Raw genomic sequence first — 14,334 nt, forward strand, 5'->3', positions numbered from 1 at the left:
TTTATTTCTCCTTTTGTTCCAACATCTGCTCGGCAGCCTGCACTACCTGCTCCACCGTCAGACGTGTCATACATTGCATATCGTCACATTTATGCTTCATGCCATCCGCACAGCCTGGGCAAGGCGGCAACGCTGTCACAATAGTTGCATCCTTGGTATAAGGGCCGTACAGCTTCGGACTGGACGGACCGTACATCGCTACGATAGGCACCTTCTGGCTGATTGCTACGTGCATCGGGCCGCTGTCGTTGGTGATAATCAGGCTGCAGCGACGCATTGCCGCCGCCAGCTCGCCAATACGGAAGCTGCCGGTTGCTACCACAGGTGTCGTCTTCATAAAGCTTACGGCCTCCTGCACCATTTCTTCGTCCATCGTACCGCCGAAGAATACAGGCTTATAGCCCTTTTCCGCAAGAATATCAGCTACCTTGGCAAAGCGCTCCGGCGCCCAACGCTTGGTAACAACAGCACTGCCGATGTTAAAGCCCACCAGCTTATCCGAAGCGAACACGCCGTGCTCACGCCAGAATTCCTCTGCATGCTGCTGATATTCCTCGCTCGGGAAAATCTCCAGACCGTTATGCTCCAGCTTCTGCACACCAAGTTGTGTAAGTACATCAAGATACATATCAGCCGCATGAATTGTGCGGTTGAGCGGTGTAAACACATCCCAAAGCGGTTTGAACATGGTGTGTGTTGTACCGCAACGCAATTTCACTTTGGTAAAAGCATCAATAAAGCTGCAACGCTCATTCGGATGCAGATTAATCAGCACATCAAAATCCATCTTGCTCAGACGGCGGGCGCAGGCCATCAACGCCAGCAGGCTATTGTCCTTGCCCTTCTTATCAATCGTGATAACCTCATCTAAATACGGATTGTGCAGCACTACATCCTTCAGCTTCTCATCCGCCAAAAAGGTAATGTGTGCATCCGGTGCTGCCTTACGCAGCGCATGGATAAAAGGCGTAGTCAGCGTCAGGTCTCCCAGATGCATCAAAAATGTTACCAATATTTTTTTGCCATTTAATTCTACAGCTTGTGCCATCAGCCCTCTGCCACCTTTTCCTGATAAATTTTATAAACCATTTCCGGCGTTATATCATGCATACAATGCCAGTTATCGCATTTTTTCTTCAAGCAGCCTGCACACTTTGCCGGTGAAAGCAATACCGTGGAATTTTTGCTGCCGTATGGTCCAGTGCGGTCAGCCTTCGTCGGTCCGTACATCGCCACAAGCGGCTTTTTAAGTGCCGCCGCAAAATGCAGCGGGCCGGTATCCGCACTTATATAGAAGCTGCAGCCCTTAATCAGCGCCGCCAGCTCACGCAGGCTTGTCTGTCCCGTCAAATTGATAACCAGCGAGCTTGCTGTGCCTTCGGCAATCTTCTGTCCCTTGACTGCATCATCGGGACCACCTGCCAGCACCACGGCAGTACCGTCAGCCGTAAGCTTTTTCGCCAGCTCGATATAATGCTCGACCGGCCATTCCTTCGTCCACCAGCGTGCACCGGGAACAATAACAACGTAATCGCCGCCCTGCCAGCCGGCCTCCTGCAGTTTATGCTGCACAGAAGCGGTTTCCGTGCTTAAATCCGGCATCGGGAATTCCACATCATCCAATGACTCTACCTTGGCACCAAGATAACGCGCCACGTCAAGATAACGCTCAATAACATGGTCCTTGCTATGACTTCCGCCAATCGCCTTGCTGATAAAGCCGCTGCCCTCGCGCATTTCGCAATAGCCGATGCGGTTATCGCAACCGCTGATAGCAGCCAGTACCGCGCTTTTGAAAAGGCCCTGCATATCTATCACCAGGTCAAAATGCTTGCTGTGCAGCAAAGAGCGCATTTCGCAAAAATATTTCAGCTTATCACTGAAGCCCAGCTTATTAAATTTTACCTTATCAAAATAAAGCACCTCGTCAATCACCGGCGGATCCGGTACAAAGCCGGCAAACTGCGGATGTACCAGCCAGGTGATTTTCGCCTTGGGATAATGCTTGCGCAGTGCTGCCGCAAAGGGCAAAGTGTGCAGGATATCACCTAAAGAACTCATTTTGATTAACAGGATATTCCGATACTCCATTATCATCTCTCGCTTACAATATTTTTTACGAAATCCAGCAGATTGCCTCCTGTGTAAAGATAGCCTTTGACACCAGCAGCCTCCGCTGCTTCCACATCGCGCTTACTGTCACCGACCAAGAAGCTCTGCTCCTTGTCGATATCATAGTCTGCCAGCGCCTGCAGCAGCATGCCCGGTTTGGGTTTGCGACAATCGCACACACCGGTATATTCCGGCACGCTGCCCTCTGGATGATGCGGGCAGTAGTAGATTTTTTCTATTTTGCCGCCTGCCGCAGCAATTTCACGCTGCATATAAGCATGCAGCTCATTCATCTGCTCTACCGTATAATAACCACGCGCAATACCGCTCTGGTTTGTTACAACAAAAATTGTATAGCCAAGCTGCGTCAGATACGCCACAGCCTCGCGTGCACCGTCAATCCAGCGCAGGTCCTCAATTTTGTAGAGATAGGCTACATCAACATTGAGCACGCCATCTCTGTCAAAAAATACCGCCTTAGCCTTCATAAACGTAATAACCGCCGGTCTTGTCGAGAAGCTGGCAATATTCCTCTGCAGCTTCTTCAATCGGAGTAAAGCCTCCGTCATAGCCTGCTGCCAAAAGGTTAGTGTCATCTGCTTCGGTAAAGCTCTGGTATTTGCCCTTCAGTACTTCAGGGAACGGTACATATTCCAGCTCGCCGCTACCAAAGTGGTTCAGCACAGCCTTAGCAAGAGTATTGAACTGATGCGCATGGCCGGTACCGCAGTTGAAAATACCGCTGATTTCCGGATGATCCCAGAAGTAGAAGTTTACCTTAACAACGTCTTTTACATACACAAAGTCACGAGTATGCTCGCCCGGTCCATAACCGGCGTACTCACCGAACAGGCGAACTTTATGTTCTGCTTTCCATTGGTTATACATTTGATAAATCATAGAAGCCATTTTGCCCTTATGATTCTCCTGCGGACCGTATACGTTAAAATAACGCAGGCCTACTACCTGGCTTTGTGCCTGCGGCAGCAGACGGCGCAGATAGTTGTCGAAGAACAGCTTGGAGAAAGCATATACATTCAGTGCTTCCTCACAGGCAGGCTCTTCACGAAAGCCATGAGCACCGCTGCCATAGGTAGAAGCAGAAGAAGCATACATCATCTGAATCTTTCTGTCGAGGCAGAAATGCAGCACGTTTTTGGTATACTCAAAGTTGTTTTCCATCATGTATTTGCCGTTATATTCCATTGTATCGGAGCAAGCGCCCTCATGGAAGATAACGTCGATTTTTTCATGATTGAATTTGCCTGCCTTCAGTGCATCCATGAAAGCATACTTATCCATATAATCCTTAACCTTCAGGCCTTGGATATTTTTGAATTTAACCATGTTGGTCAGGTTATCGACAACAAGAATGTCATCAATACCACGGTCATTTAAGCCTTTAACAATATTACTGCCGATAAAACCGGCACCACCAGTTACGATAATCATAATTTGCCCTCCTTAACCATTTTGGCAATTTTTTCCACCACACCGGTTGTGGAATAACCGTCTTCAAATTCTATAATGCGCACTTCACCGGCGTATTCACGTCCGGCAACCTCCTCAGGCTTGTAATCACCGCCCTTGACGAGAATGTCGGGACGAATTTTTTCAATCAGCTCGGTCGGAGTATCCTGATCAAACAGTACTACCGCATCTACGCAGGCCAGCGCTGCCAGTACACGCGCACGGTCCAGCTCATGCACCAAAGGTCTTGTTTCACCCTTCAGACGGCGTACGGAAGCGTCCGTATTCAGACCGACAATCAGGTGCTTGCCAAGGTTGCGCGCCTTTTCCAAATACGTTACATGTCCTACATGCAGAATATCGAAACAACCGTTGGTGAAAACAATCTTTTCGCCGCAGGCTCTCCAGGTTGCCGCCAAAGATGCTATCTCCTGCCAGCTCAGCGTGCGATAGCCACGGCCCTGCTTACGCTCCTCCGTGAGCAAATCCTTCAAAAGCTCGTCACGGTGCACCGGATAAGTGCCAACCTTGGCCACAACAATTCCTGCAGCACGATTCGCCATATAAACAGCATCTGCCAACGCCAGCTTGCCTGCAACACCGGCCAGAAGCGTAGCCGCCACTGTATCACCGGCACCGGAAACATCAAACACTTCAATCGCAGTAGCAGGACTGTGCAGCACCTGCTCAGCATTAACCAGGCTCATGCCGCGCTCACTGCGGGTAACAACAACATTTTTGATATGGAATTTTTCGCGTGCAGCCTGCGCCATGCTGACAACGGCTTCATCAGAGTTTTCACGCTGACAGCCTGCAGCCTCACACATTTCCTTTAAATTAGGCGTAATAAAATCACAGCCGTCATACTTGGACCAGTCTGCTCCCTTAGGATCAATCAACACCGGTATATCATAGGCCTTGCCCTGAGCAATCACCCATTGGCAAAAATCATCCGAGCAGACACCCTTGGCATAATCGGAAACAATAATACCATCCAAGCCTTCGTCAAGCAAGCCTGCCAGCCAATGACGCAGCTCAACAATTTCATCCGGAAATAAATCGCCGGTTTCTTCAAAATCAAGTCGCAGCATCTGCTGGTTGCCGCCCAAAACACGCAGCTTGGTAATGGTCTTGCGGCGTTTGCTTTTCACCAGTCCATGATGATTGATGCCTGCATCATCCATCAGCTTTTCCAGCAGCAGACGGTTTTCATCATCACCTGTCACACCGCCCATAAAAACCTGACATTCCAGATGCGCCAGATTGGCAGCAACGTTTGCTGCACCGCCCAGCACGGAATTTATCTTTGTAATACGTGTTACCGGTACAGGTGCTTCCGGAGAAATGCGTTTAACCTCACCCTGAAAATATCTGTCCAGCATCACATCGCCGATAACAGCAATGCGTACATTTTTAATCTGTTCCGCTAAAAAAGTTGTTACAGCTAAATCAGCCAAATTATTCACCATCCACCAGCTCACATAAAATGTGGCCTATCAAAATATGCATTTCCTGCGCACGGGCAGTAACCTTCGCCGGCACAGCAATGCACTCGTCGCACAGCAGCTTCATTTTACCGCCGCCCTCAGCCGTCATGCCTACGCAGAAAACACCCATGCTCTTGGCCAGCTCAACAGCTTCCACAACATTAGCGCTGTTGCCGCTTGTGGAAATGCCTACCAGCACATCGCCCGGACGTGCGAGTGCCTGCACCTGACGTACGAAAACCTTATCATAGCCGTAATCGTTGCCGACAGCAGTCAGAATGGAGGTATCTACCGTCAGTGCGATAGCAGGCAGACCGGCGCGTTCCTTTTGAAAGCGGCCTACAAACTCGGCAGCCAGATGTTGGCTGTCAGCGGCGCTGCCGCCGTTGCCGCAGAACAAAACCTTGTTGCCATTGGCCAGCGCCTTTTTTACTTCTGCAGCAATACGCTCAATCTGTGCCATGATATCGCTGTTCATCACAGCATTTGCCACCTGCAGATGGTCCAAAAAGCGTTGTTTAATCAAATTATCCATGATTTCCCTCTTAATTATAAATTATAGAAATAATATTGTACCTTAAAACTATTATCGCCATCATGCTGACTCTTTTCATAGGTAAATTCCAAAGCCCAGCAACAGAATTTGTGCAGCCAGCGATAATCTGTTTCATAGTTTTTCTTACTTACAAGATCATAACGATTGATAACGCTTATAGTATTGCGTTTGTCAGGAGTCCATTGTAAGCCATTACGCAGCTCTCGATCCATGTCTGCCTGACCAATCTCATACAAATTACTGAAGCGATCTTCACGATAATAACCTACCCAAGTACGCCATTGCGGAGTAATCTTCTGACCTAAGGTTGCATAATACATATTTGTGGAACGCAACTCATTCGTATTGCTTTCACCAATCCACTTTTTACCAACAGTAAGATTTAAAACAGTATTTTTGCTATTAAACAGATAAATTGGATCATGATTCAGATAAACAGCATATTCCTTACGCCATCTTTTACTGCCGCTTTTCCCCGTATCACGATTCCATTTATTCCACAAACCATATTCATAATAACCGGAGTAGCTCAAGGGCAAGCCCTTCATAATATGATGATTTTTATAATCAAAGCGCCAGGTATTTTGTTTTCTATACCAGTTGTCATCATCTTCATCCCAGCCATTAAAGTAGGAAACTCTGAAATTGCGTTCATTATGCGAAATTTTATATACCGGCTTAAAACCAACCTTAGAATACTGCGGAAGCTCTATATCAACCATTGTTTTTTCTGTAATAGGCTGACTAAGTTCCAATTTCACATAAGCACCATTATCACTGCCATCATAACCAACACGTGGCATAATTTTTGTTTTACCATCATCATTAAAATTATTCACCCATATATCACGAGAATAAATATGCTTACCACGGATAAATACTTTTACATCACGTGCAACCATTTTTTCCTTAGGATAAATTTCAAATGTTTTTGCAGTTACCGACAAGCAAGGCGGATGCTTAACTGCCGGACAACGAGACATTCTGCCGCCTTCGTCTATAACAAGCCTATCCGGATAAATTGTAGCATGCGGTGCGTCATAAATATCCTTCACACCATTGCCACTAATTTCTTTAATTTCACCAGTTTTAGTATTAAAATTGTAATGCGCCCATTTACCATGTAATTTGTTTTCTGGCTGCACTAAATCTGCTCCCTGTTCCAGCCATACATCACCAGTCTTCATGTTACCTTTAGCATATGTAGTCAGCAGCTTATCTGTTCCCTGCTTTAAAACAACACTACCGCTAGCGTAGAATTCACCACTCACACTATCATACTCTGCATGATCTGCACTTAAATAAATAGGCAGAGCCTGCTGTGCTTCTTTTTCAGCACTTTTTTCAGTTATTCTACTAGGCACAGCCTGGTTAACCGTCGTATTCTCTGCTTCATCTTCAAAAGCAGGAGCGGAATAACGGTCACTATCCGAATTAGTATACTGTTCCGCATAAACAGGCAGGCACATGCCCAGTGCCAAAGCTGTAGCTATAAAAGTCTTATGCATATAAAAAACTCCTTTTTTCCTATATTGATGAAGAAAAAATTTCATAATAATCCACTTAACATTATACCATAAAAAAAGCAAAAGCTCACTCGAAAGAGTGAGCTTTTCACGTATAATTTTCGATTTTATTCCTGATATACAACGCCCTGCAAAGAAGTATCCTCAGCAGTCTGTACAAAGGTTTCACAGCCAACCGGAATAGTTACGCTGTTACCCTTGACAAAAGCACCGCCAACCAGGCCCACAGGACCAAGGATAATCATACCACCAATAGCAGCACCTGCCGCACCGGCAATGCTTTCAGCCTTTTGTTTAGCAAGCTCGCCTACAGTAACGGGAATCTTGGTTCCGTCTACGCCATAGATATAGGTAAAGTCAATATCAATGCGGCCATCCTTACCGAAAATACCGGGCTGAACAACCTTCTTAACCTCACCAACACCGGTTGCACCCTTCGGCAGTACCAGTACGTCATTTACATACAGGTTATCCGCTGCCTTAAAATGAACTACATCACCCTTACGGCTCATTTTAGTGCTCAGCTCAGAGGTAAAAGCAATTTTAAAAACAGAATCCTTCGGAAGCACAACCTGCTGTACAGGCACATTTCCGTCAGTATAAGAAGCGAGCTTCAGCAGACTTTCCAGACGACCGCTCAAAGAACCGGTCTGATTCTGGCCATAAAGCAGCTTTTCCGTGGCTTCAATACGGTTTTTGGCAGCGCCGCCAGACATGCTTTCGTTCATTTTCCATTCTACCACATTCAGCTTAGTAGCAAAGGAAGCTTCACCGTTATCAGGAGTACCCTCAAGATAATCGTACATATTGTCAACGCGGTTTATAATAGCATCGCTGGTAATAGTTCCGTAAACATCATCTTCCAGACTATCCATACGCTGCAACAAGGAACCGCTCTGCTCCGTGCCATAGAGCATTTTTTCCATAGCGCCGATTTTATCTGCCATCGGGACAGCAGAATCAGCAGCAAAACCTGGAATTACTGTAGTAAAGCAAAAGATAAAGGTCAACAATAAAGTTGCAAGCTGTTTTTTCAATTTTCTTACCTCCAATCAGAGCTATATATTTTCATTATAGCATGTTTTACCTAAAAAAAACAGAGGTTCTGTTCTGAACCTCTGCTTTATCCAATGTAAAATTTGTACAGATTGTTACTATAAATAATATTGCAGACAGCTTTTGTACCTATATTACAAACCAAACAAGTAATTTTTTATTTTTTGTAGCTGTCAACAGCAGACTTAACAGCAGACTTCATTTCATCCATTTTAGCAAAGCGACGACGATGCTGTGCTCTTTTGGACGGCTTCAGCTCTTCCATAGATTTGCGGTGTTCCGCGGTCGGCATAATATAGAAGCGACGATCTGAGCAGATAACACCCTCGCACTCCTGCCAGAAAGCACCGAAATCAGTCTTCAGCTTACGATCTACACGTACATGGTTCATCGCGTAATAGCCGTCATTGGTAACAGCGAAAATATTTTCAACGCCTATAGCCTTAGCAAAACAACGCAGACCATAGAACATCAGGTTTTTGGTACGATAGCCGAAGAAAGCCTTCGTCATGCCCTTAATCAGCTCATTACCGTTCTGCGGTCCCTGCAGGGCACCAATATAAATAACATTCTTGCCGTCTGTTTTATTCTTTGCCAGCCAGAACATGATTTGGTATAAAGGCTCGCCCTCATAGAATAAAGCCAAAGACATGCAGCCTTCCTTGCGTTGGCCGGCATGAAACCACAGCTGCAGCGTCAACGGTCTGTCATCGTAGGAATCCTCCCACAGCTGCACCATTTCACCCTTGCTATACAATTTATCCATCAGCTCCGGCTTGAACAGCTCTTCCATAATCAGCAGATGATTCTGCACCAGCTCTACACGTTCATCCCAAGTTGAGCCTTTATAAAAAAACGCTCTGGTAGTCTGTTCCAAAAGCGCAGGTGCTCCCTGCAGCCATGCCTGACGATTGCTGTTTGCATCAAAAAATTTCAGCAAGCCTTCTATCGAGTTGCTATGCATAGCACAACGCGCACGGAAAACGACATAGCGCTTCATTTCCTTCAAAATATGTGTCTGATATAAGCTTTTGCCGACATATTCTAAAATATTCTTGTCCATCAGTTACCTCTAGAAATATTATAATTATCTATATTATAGCATAGTTCAGAATGATAAGCATCAAGCATTCTTGATAAAAATATGTTTATGTGTTAAAATTTTTACGACAACCGTTTTACAGGGTGGTATTGCCTTCATTCAATTAAGAATGGAGGTGATGTCTATGGTATATTTTACATTCCAGGATCTTATGATTTTCGGTATGTTTATACTGGCATTGCTGACGTTCATTTTTCAGAACCGAAAGTAAATCGCACATAGAAAAACCGCCTCTGTAATTTACCAGATTCCGAGGCGGCTTTTCAAGTCAATTCAACTGGCAACCCACCTTTGCGGGCGGTTGTCTTTTTCTATATTTAATATATCACATTCATACTATTTTTTCAAGTAATGACTTAATTCTTTCTCATATGCTCTTCGAGATACTGACCGACAATTTTAACGGCACAGTAATCACCGCACATGGAGCAAGCCTCATCATCGGATTTGTTCTTGCGGCAGCGATATTCCTTAGCCTTTACCGGGTCGATAGCCAGATCAAGCTGAGCAGGCCAATCCAGAACCTTACGTGCTCTTGCCATCTTCAGGTCCCACTCCCATGCCTGCTTGTTGCCGTTAGCCAAATCAGCGGCATGCGCAGCGATACGGGTAGCGATTACGCCCTCGCGTACATCATTTAAGTCAGGCAGGCCCAAATGCTCGGCCGGAGTTACGTAGCACAGGAAGTTAGCACCACTGACAGCAGCAAGAGTGCCGCCGATAGCACTGGTAATATGGTCATAGCCGGGAGCAACATCTGTTACAAGAGGTCCGAGCACATAGAACGGTGCGCCGTGGCACAGGCGTTTTTGCAGCTGCATGTTCGCAGCAATCTGGTTGTAGGGCACGTGGCCGGGGCCTTCTACCATAACCTGTACCCCCTTATCCCAAGCGCGCTGTGTCAATTCACCCAGGTTCAGCAGCTCCTGAATCTGCGCTCTGTCGGTAGCATCAGCAATGCATCCGGGACGCAGGCCATCGCCAAGGCTGATAGTTACATCATATTCGGCACAAATATCAAGAATTTCATCATAGTATTCATACAGAGGATTCTCTGCGTCATTGTGCAGCATCCAGCCGGTGATAAAGCTGCCGCCGCGGCTGACAACATCCATCTCACGGCCTTCGTCAATGAGTGCTTTCAGCACATTTTTGTTAATGCCGCAATGAATGGTCATGAAGTCGGCGCCATCTGCAGCCTGTTGGCGGATAACATCGAAAATATCTTCCTTAGTCATCTCAACCACTGCGCCACGCTTCTTAATGGTTTCTACAGTTACCTGATACATAGGCACAGTGCCAACCATTACGGTAGATGCAGCAATAATTGCCTGACGGGAAGCGCTGATATTGTTGCCGGTGGAAAGATCCATAACAGAATCCGCGCCTGCATCAATAGCAGCCTGCAGCTTTGCCAGCTCCGGTTCCGGATCAGGATAGCTGCTGGAGGTGCCGATGTTAGCATTAACCTTTACGGTAAGACCGGTGCCTACACCGCGCGGAATAATATTTTTATGATTGATGTTGCAGGGAATGGCGATAGTACCGTTTGCTACGCCTTCGCGAATAAACTCCGCAGTTACATGCTCCTGCTCTGCTACAATTTTCATTGCTTCGGTAATCACACCTTGGCGTGCCAATTGCATTTGTGTTGCCATAATTTTTCCTCCTTATAATTAAAAGACCGCTTTCCTGTCGGAAAGCGGTTGAATTGTCTTTTTGCAGAAATCTGCTCGCTTTCCTACGCTGGTTTTAACCAGATTCAGGTTCAAAGGGTCGGATGTAAGTCCTCTCAGCAAATTGCGCCCCTAGCGGTTGCGTTGTTTTGTTTACATGCTTACTTTAACATGAATAACATCATTTTGCAAGCATACAAACCGAAACTTTTCTGTAATCTACGTTACAAATTCACTAAAAAAATTGTATACATAAAAAATCTTTACAAAAACACTTGACTCTAAAAGCAGGCGTGCTATAATCATCTACAAATCACATTAAGCAACGCAATGATGGAGAAGCAATGTGCAGGTCTTTTCAGAAAGCTGGCGGTTGATGCAAGGCAGCAGCGAAGCACACTAGTTCCGCTCCGAAGCGGCAAATGACGAATTTGACGGGTGCGCCCGATACAGCGTTCAAAGTTGGCCATAGGCAAATTGGGTGGCACCGCGAGCAGTCCTCGTCCCAAGATAGGGATGATGGGCTTATTTTTTTAGGTGAAGCAATTATGCAATGGCAATTTGGGTGGTACCGCGAGATAAAGGCAAGCTCGTCCCAAAAGGATGTGCTTGCCTTATTTATTTTCAGGAAGAAGGAAAGAATACATGAAAAGAGCATATAACTTTAACGCCGGTCCTTCCGCTATGCCGCTCGAGGTACTGTTGGAAGCGCAGGAAGAATTCTTAAACTATCAAAACACCGGCATGAGCATCATTGAAATGAGCCATCGCAGTAGTGAATACGCTGCCCTGCATGCAGAAACAAAACAGCTGCTGCGTGAGCTGATGGAAATCCCCGAGGATTACGAGATTATGTTTATCCAAGGCGGCGGCAGCACCCAGTTTTTAATGACAGCTGCCAATTTCCACACTAAAAAATACGCCGCTTATGTCAACACCGGCGTCTGGGCCAAAAAGGCTATGGCAGAAGGAAAATTCTACGGCGAGGTTTATGAGGCCGCTAGCAGCGCTGATAAGAACCACAGCTACATTCCACAGGAATTCACGCTCCGCCCCGATACTTCTTATGTACACCTCACTGCCAACAACACGATTTACGGCACCGAATACAAGGATTTCCCCAAGTTTGATGTTCCCGTTATCTGCGATATGTCCAGCGACATCCTCTCGCGCAAGGTGAACGTCAAGGATTTTGATCTTATCTACGCAGGAGCGCAAAAGAATCTTGGTCCTGCAGGCGTAGTCATTGTCATTGCCAAGAAAAGCTTTTTGGCAACAGCGCGTGAGGAGCTGCCCACTATGCTGAAGTACAGCACCTTTGCCAATAACGATTCTTTGTACAATACACCGCCTGTCTTTGCCATTTATATGGTTAACAAAACTCTGCACTGGATTAAAAAGCAGGGTGGCGTAAACGCTATTGCCAAGAATAATGCAGCAAAGGCTAAGCTCATCTATGACGTTATCGACAACAGCAACGGTTTTTACAAGGGTCATGCTGCTCCCGAAGCTCGCAGTAATATGAACATTACCTTCAATCTGGCTACGCCGGAAATGGAGAAGGATTTCATAGCTAAGGGCAAGGCTGCCGGCTTTGTCGGTATCGGCGGTCATCGTCTTGTCGGCGGCTGTCGCGCCAGTGCCTATAATGCAGTGCCGCTGGAGGCCTGCAAGGCGTTGGCGGAGTTTATGGAAGAATATATGAAGGAAAACAAATAACAGGAGGATAAATCACCATGAAAATTTTTGTCAGCAACGATATCAGCGAAAAAGGCGTAGCTCTGCTGCGCGAACACTTTGATGTAGATGTAATGCCCAACATGAAGCCGGAGGAGCTTATTAAGGTTATCAACAATTACGATGGTCTGGTAACCCGCAGCATGACCAAGGTAACCAAGGAGGTTATCGAAGCCTCCACCCGCCTGAAGGTTATCGGCCGCGCCGGCGTTGGCGTTGACAACATCGATATTCCTGCCGCTACCGCTAAAGGCATCGTCGTACTCAACACCCCGGAAGGCAACACCATGGCAGCTACCGAGCACACCGTTGCTATGATGATGGCTATGACTCGTCACATTCCGCAAGCCCATCAATCCATTCAGGAAGGCAAATGGGACCGCAAATCCTTTGACGGCATTCAGGTACAGGGCAAAACCCTTGGCATCATCGGCGTCGGCCGTATCGGCAGCCGTGTTGCCAAACGTATGCAGGCTATGGAAATGACCACCATTGGTTACGATCCTTATATTACCGAAGAACGTGCGCATCAGGTTGGCGTTGAGCTGGTTGATTTTGACACTCTGCTGGCTAAATCCGATTACATCACTATCCACACTCCGCTCACCAAAGAAACCGAAAAAATGCTGAACGCCGAAGCTATTGCAAAAATGAAGGACGGCGTGCGCATTGTCAACTGTGCCCGCGGCGGCTGCATGGACCCCGAAGCTATTGCCGAAGGCGTTAAATCCGGTAAAATTGCCGGCGCTGCCATTGACGTTTATCCTACTGAACCGCTTACCAAAGAAAATAACCCCTTCCTGGGCCTGTTCAACGTTGTACAAACTCCGCACCTCGGTGCTTCCACCATCGAAGCGCAAATCGGTGTAGCTGTTGATGTTGCTTACGGCGTAATCGATGCTCTCGAAGGCCGTCCGGTTATGACCGCCGTTAATATGGCGCCCATTCCGAAAAGCGTGGCAGCAGTTATCCAACCTTACTTTAAACTGGCAGAACGCATGGGTACCGTGGGCATCTATTTGGCAGACGGACCGATTAAGAGCGTTGAGGTAGAATACACCGGTGCGCTTGCCGAAACCGAAACCCAGGCTCTTACCACCGCCTTCCTCAAAGGCCTGCTGAACCCGATTCTGCAGGAAAGCGTTAACTTTGTCAATGCTCCCGGCATTGCTAAAAAACGTAACCTGGAGGTTAAAGAGGTTAAGGCTAACAAGCCAGGTTACTTCACTACCGCTATCAATGTAAAAATTGCTACTGCCAAGGGCACACATAAAATCGAAGGCACTTTATTCGACGGCAAGCAGCCTAAAATTGTACAAATCGACCAATATCATGTTGACTTCAATCCCGAAGGCTACCTGCTGCTGGCACCGCACGTCAACAAGCCTAATATGATCGGTCAAATGGCAACTATTTTGGGCAGCGCCGGCATCAACATCAACGGCATGCAGGTTGGCAGCACTCCTAAATCCGACACCAACATTATGGCGATTGCTGTTGGCGATGATATTCCTAACGATATTATGCTGCAGCTGCGTGGTGTGGAAGGCATTATTGACGTTAAGCTTATCAACTGCGAAGGCTAATCACTATATAAATTACAGCGAGGAAA

At 46.7% G+C, this 14,334-nt stretch carries 12 protein-coding genes and 1 riboswitch; of the genes, 2 read left to right on the forward strand and 10 right to left on the reverse strand.

What is annotated here, in order from left to right; genetic code table 11:
* Position 1: 1 nt before the first annotated feature.
* The 10 genes from M5E81_RS09370 to thiC all read right to left on the reverse strand — a co-directional run bounded on the left by M5E81_RS09370 (position 2) and on the right by thiC (position 10,967).
* Entirely contained in the window at positions 2–1,048 is a 1,047-nt protein-coding gene (locus tag M5E81_RS09370) for a glycosyltransferase family 9 protein (protein WP_249747361.1), read from the reverse strand.
* Entirely contained in the window at positions 1,048–2,091 is a 1,044-nt protein-coding gene (gene waaC, locus M5E81_RS09375) for a lipopolysaccharide heptosyltransferase I (RefSeq protein WP_249747362.1), read from the reverse strand. The genes M5E81_RS09370 and waaC overlap by 1 nt, the downstream gene beginning before the upstream one ends.
* Positions 2,092–2,093: 2 nt before the next feature.
* On the reverse strand, positions 2,094–2,600 hold the full coding sequence (gene gmhB, locus M5E81_RS09380) for a D-glycero-beta-D-manno-heptose 1,7-bisphosphate 7-phosphatase (protein WP_277247755.1): 507 nt from the start codon (positions 2,598–2,600) through the stop codon (positions 2,094–2,096).
* Positions 2,590–3,564, reverse strand: coding sequence for an ADP-glyceromanno-heptose 6-epimerase (gene rfaD / locus M5E81_RS09385; protein WP_009145598.1), 975 nt, complete (start codon positions 3,562–3,564; stop codon positions 2,590–2,592). The genes gmhB and rfaD overlap by 11 nt, the downstream gene beginning before the upstream one ends.
* Positions 3,561–5,051 carry a D-glycero-beta-D-manno-heptose-7-phosphate kinase gene (gene rfaE1, locus M5E81_RS09390; protein WP_367317902.1) on the reverse strand — a complete coding sequence of 497 codons (1,491 nt, stop codon included), beginning with the start codon at positions 5,049–5,051 and terminating at the stop codon, positions 3,561–3,563. Before rfaE1 ends, rfaD begins: the two co-directional genes overlap by 4 nt.
* Positions 5,041–5,604: a D-sedoheptulose-7-phosphate isomerase gene (locus M5E81_RS09395; RefSeq protein ID WP_249747364.1), complete on the reverse strand. Its 564-nt coding sequence runs from the start codon at positions 5,602–5,604 to the stop codon at positions 5,041–5,043. The genes rfaE1 and M5E81_RS09395 overlap by 11 nt, the downstream gene beginning before the upstream one ends.
* A gap of 14 nt (positions 5,605–5,618) precedes the next feature.
* Positions 5,619–7,133 (reverse strand): LPS-assembly protein LptD, encoded by a 1,515-nt coding sequence (locus M5E81_RS09400; protein WP_249747365.1) that lies wholly within the window; start codon positions 7,131–7,133, stop codon positions 5,619–5,621.
* 125 nt (positions 7,134–7,258) lie between these two features.
* The gene (locus tag M5E81_RS09405; RefSeq protein WP_040565109.1) at positions 7,259–8,188 is read right to left on the reverse strand and encodes a hypothetical protein; all 930 of its coding nucleotides are present in this window, start codon (positions 8,186–8,188) and stop codon (positions 7,259–7,261) included.
* A gap of 176 nt (positions 8,189–8,364) precedes the next feature.
* Positions 8,365–9,270: a VirK/YbjX family protein gene (locus M5E81_RS09410; RefSeq protein ID WP_249747366.1), complete on the reverse strand. Its 906-nt coding sequence runs from the start codon at positions 9,268–9,270 to the stop codon at positions 8,365–8,367.
* Between the two features lie 395 nt (positions 9,271–9,665).
* Positions 9,666–10,967: a phosphomethylpyrimidine synthase ThiC gene (gene thiC / locus M5E81_RS09415; protein ID WP_009145591.1), complete on the reverse strand. Its 1,302-nt coding sequence runs from the start codon at positions 10,965–10,967 to the stop codon at positions 9,666–9,668.
* Between the two features lie 63 nt (positions 10,968–11,030).
* Positions 11,031–11,129, reverse strand: a riboswitch (TPP riboswitch).
* 501 nt (positions 11,130–11,630) lie between these two features.
* Between thiC and serC the strand changes: the two genes are divergently transcribed.
* On the forward strand, positions 11,631–12,704 hold the full coding sequence (gene serC / locus M5E81_RS09420; protein WP_249747367.1) for a 3-phosphoserine/phosphohydroxythreonine transaminase: 1,074 nt from the start codon (positions 11,631–11,633) through the stop codon (positions 12,702–12,704).
* A 17-nt stretch (positions 12,705–12,721) separates the two neighbouring features.
* Positions 12,722–14,308 carry a phosphoglycerate dehydrogenase gene (serA, locus tag M5E81_RS09425; RefSeq protein ID WP_009145588.1) on the forward strand — a complete coding sequence of 529 codons (1,587 nt, stop codon included), beginning with the start codon at positions 12,722–12,724 and terminating at the stop codon, positions 14,306–14,308.
* Positions 14,309–14,334: the final 26 nt, after the last annotated feature.

Source organism: Phascolarctobacterium succinatutens (genome assembly GCF_023497905.1).
Lineage (GTDB): Bacteria > Bacillota > Negativicutes > Acidaminococcales > Acidaminococcaceae > Phascolarctobacterium_A > Phascolarctobacterium_A succinatutens.